At 36.9% G+C, this 3,720-nt stretch carries 2 protein-coding genes; one reads left to right on the forward strand and one right to left on the reverse strand.

Going from position 1 to position 3,720, the window contains the following annotated elements:
• Nucleotides 1–59 precede the first annotated feature (59 nt).
• Nucleotides 60–1,103, reverse strand: coding sequence for a patatin-like phospholipase family protein (locus tag IQ237_RS25790; RefSeq protein ID WP_194060089.1), 1,044 nt, complete (start codon nt 1,101–1,103; stop codon nt 60–62).
• Nucleotides 1,104–1,312: 209 nt separating this feature from the next.
• Between IQ237_RS25790 and IQ237_RS25795 the strand changes: the two genes are divergently transcribed.
• A partial coding sequence (locus IQ237_RS25795) for a HEAT repeat domain-containing protein (protein ID WP_194060090.1) occupies nt 1,313–3,720 on the forward strand: 2,408 nt, incomplete at its 3' end.

Consider the following 3,720-nt stretch of genomic DNA (forward strand, 5'->3'; position numbering starts at 1 on the left):
CCCCCAACCCCCTCCCCGCAAGCAAGGAGGGGGCTGTTTTTATTTGTGATATCCAAACATCAACTTCTTAGTTTCTTGCAGAGTTCAAGTAAATCTTTTTGATTTTCTGCAATCATGTTCTGGGCAATAACTTTTAAAATTTGTAGGTTTTCCGGTCTAGCATCATCAATGGCATCATATTTATCACTTAAATTCGCTTGAAACCTATAGTAATTACGATTTCCATTACTACAGAGTATACTCTCTAATTGATCATGAGTAATATCATTAGTACCATTAAAGACAATATCAAGGATGTGTCGGCTCCAGTTCACAATTCCAGCCTGTCTAATAGCTGTAAACGGAACTCTTCGGGAAATATTGCCAGTACCAACTGAAACAACTAAAAACTCCTCAGCATCTGGGTAAAGGCGTTTAGCTTCTACATAACCACATAAAGCAGGGTTATTAGCTACTACTCCACCATCAATTAAAACTTTGAATGGCTCTCCCGGATGCTGGGATTTTAATTGGTAAGGCTGGAAAAAAGTCGGTGCGGCAGATGTGGCTCTGGCAATATCTCTCATTAAGTAGTCGTTCTTTCGGGGATTCTGTAGTGCTTCTTGTCTTTTGAAAAAGTAGGGTGAAAAAGTTTCAACATCAAAACTGGTAATTAAGATGTCGTTTGTAGCTTCACTGAGCATTGAATTACCAAAGTATTGTTCCAAAACTAATTCAATATTTGTTGAAGAAAATTTCTGGGAAAAAATAGGCAGAGGAAAAAACTTACGCAATATTGAAGGTTTAAAAATTTTCTTACCTTCTATTTCATAAAATTGAATTAGATCGATTGCGCTGTATTGAGGCTCGTTTTTGTAATTAGGTTTTGTCAGACCTAATACAATGATTCCCCCGGTTGAAGTACCAACGATTAAATCAAACAATGAGGCAATTGGCATCCCAGTAATCTCTTCTATGTATGCCAAGATCAAAACTGGGATGATTCCCCGAATACCACCGCCATCAATGGACAAAACTTTGATTAAAGCCTTGTTTGCGTGTTCACTCATATTTTCAAGTTTTTTAGTATTTGAAGAGAATAATAACTTTGGGCTTTTTCCCATCCAAATTTCCCAAGCAAAACCAGAGTATTCATCTAAAGCAGAGTGGTATTCTGTAATAACATCTCAATCCTTGAGGGAAAAGCCTAATTAACTCCCCAAGCAAACCCTAAAAGTGTTGTATGATGAAGCTCAAATGCTTGGGGAATACAACTGAATCGTCTAATTATAAAAATTTCGTATATTATCTATATTTTTTATAATTTAATTTTATGAATAAAAGTGGTCAAGGTACAACAGGTAGAAATTATGGTCTACAAAAAGCCAAAGAGATAGCCCCACATTTTATTAAATCTCTACTAGAAATTGTGCTAAAGGAAAGTACACAGAATACACAAGAGTCTCAACGAGAAGATATTCAAGTGAAATGGGTTTTTGATACCAATTTACAAGTAGGTGGTAAGTGTAAAGACACGAGGGGTAAGTTGCATGATGGTACAACATTAGAAGCTTTAGCAAATCTGGTAAAACCAACTACGCTGCTAAAGTCAACTACAAAGACAAGAACACCAAAACCAACAGAATTAATACGTAATGTCATTTTTTTTCTTAAAGACCTAAACTACCTTGAAGATTTGCGCCCTGAAAATAAACGAAATACACCTTACTGGAAGTTCCAACTTACGCTAAAGGGTAAAAATTATACAATAGACGAAAATGTAAAGTATGTTACAGATAAATGGGGCAGTGAGGCAGAAGATTCACCAAACTGGCCGGATATCTGCTGTGGAATGTTGCAAAACCAAGCAACTAGCAATAAACTATTACACCAAGATGAGGATACAAAAAAAGAACGCGAACAGATTTATGTACCCTTAGCACTGGTGCAGCGTAAGAAAGTAGAGAAACGAGATAAAGGTGACTTTGCACCAGATGCAGGTACACAGTTATATAAACCAAACTATGAACAGGAACAAAAATTTGAACATGGGGCTTTTTTAAGTCAAATTTTAGAACAGGGAGAAGGTAAAACCAAAGGACGACAAGTAGCATTAATTGGTGAACCAGGTGCTGGGAAAAGCACGCTGCTACAAACTATTGCATTTTGGATTTTAGAGAAAGATTTGGGTTTGCCAATTTGGATTTCTTTGGCAGACTTGGGACGAAATGATAATACAATAAATTTACAACAATATATTTGTGAAATTTGGTTAAAACAAGCTGTTTCCGCTACAGAATTGACTCCTAAAAAGCAAGCAGATTTCCAGCAGCAAATGGCACAGGGACGGGTGTGGTTGCTGTTGGATGGTGCTGATGAAATGTCTGTGGGGACTCAGTTTCACCAACCTTTAGAAACTATCGCCCAGCAGTTAAAAGGATCGATACAGCAGACAACGCGGGTGGTGTTAACTTGTCGGTTGAATGTGTGGCAAGCTGATGTTAATGCACTATCGGAGTTTGAAACCTATCGCTTACTTGATTTTGACTATCCCTCGCAAGTGCATCAGTTTATTAATAACTGGTTTGGCAATGGAAAAGAAAGGGAAAAAGGCGAAAGGTTAAAAACAGAATTAGGTAAAACAGAAAAAGCACGGTTACAGGATTTGATTCAAAATCCTTTGCGGTTGACGCTGTTATGTAGTATTTGGCAACGGGAAGAAGGAAATTTACCAGAAACCAAAGCAGGATTATATCAACAGTTTGTCAATTATATTTATAAATGGAAATCCGATAAATTTCCTACTACTAAAAAACAACAACACGAATTAAATACAGGTTTAGGGAAGTTAGCACTGGGGGATATAGAATCAAGTGGTTCGCGGTTTCGCTTGCGTGAAGATTTTATTATTAATAAAAAAGATATTAAAGAAGGGTTGGGATATCCTGATGATGAAAATTCCCTGTTTTATCTGGCTTTAAAACTGGGTTGGTTAAATCATGTGGGTATAGCCGCAGAATCACCAACTCAAAAGGTTTATGCTTTTTATCATGCTACCTTTGAGGAATATTTTGCAGCTTTAGCTGTTGATAAGTGGACATATTTTTTCCATCATCATGCTGAAAATCCCAGTCAAGGTACATATCGGATTTTTCAACCCCAGTGGAAGGAAGTAATTTTATTGTGGTTGGGAAGAGAGGATGTAGAAGAGGAACAAAAAGCAGCATTTATTCAAGCTTTATGCAGTTTTCAGGATGGGTGTGGTGAATTTTATAAATATCGTGCTTTCTTTTTAGCTGCTGCGGGAATTGATCAATTTAAAGAATGTAAATTATCAGATCAGATTGTAGCAGAACTTATTCGCTATGGTTTTGGTTATTTTGACAAAGATCAACAAAATTGGGTAAGATTCACTGACACATTAGCAACCACAGCTAGAAAAGTTATCCCAGAAACAAATCATCAACAAGCTATCCAGGCTTTGGTTGATTTAATCCGCAATTCTGATAATGAATATACCAAGAGAAGGGCGGCTGAAAGCTTAGGAAAAATAGGAAATGGCAATGAATATGCTATCCAGGCTTTGGTTGATTTAATCCGCATTTCTGATAATGAACATACCAAGATAAGGGCGGCTGAAAGCTTAGTAAAAATAGATAATGGCAATGAATATGCTATCCAGGCTTTGGTTGATTTAATCCGCATTTCTGATAATGAAGATACCAAGATAAGGGCGGCTGA

Origin of the sequence: Sphaerospermopsis sp. LEGE 08334, assembly GCF_015207205.1 — a bacterium.
Lineage (GTDB): Bacteria > Cyanobacteriota > Cyanobacteriia > Cyanobacteriales > Nostocaceae > Sphaerospermopsis.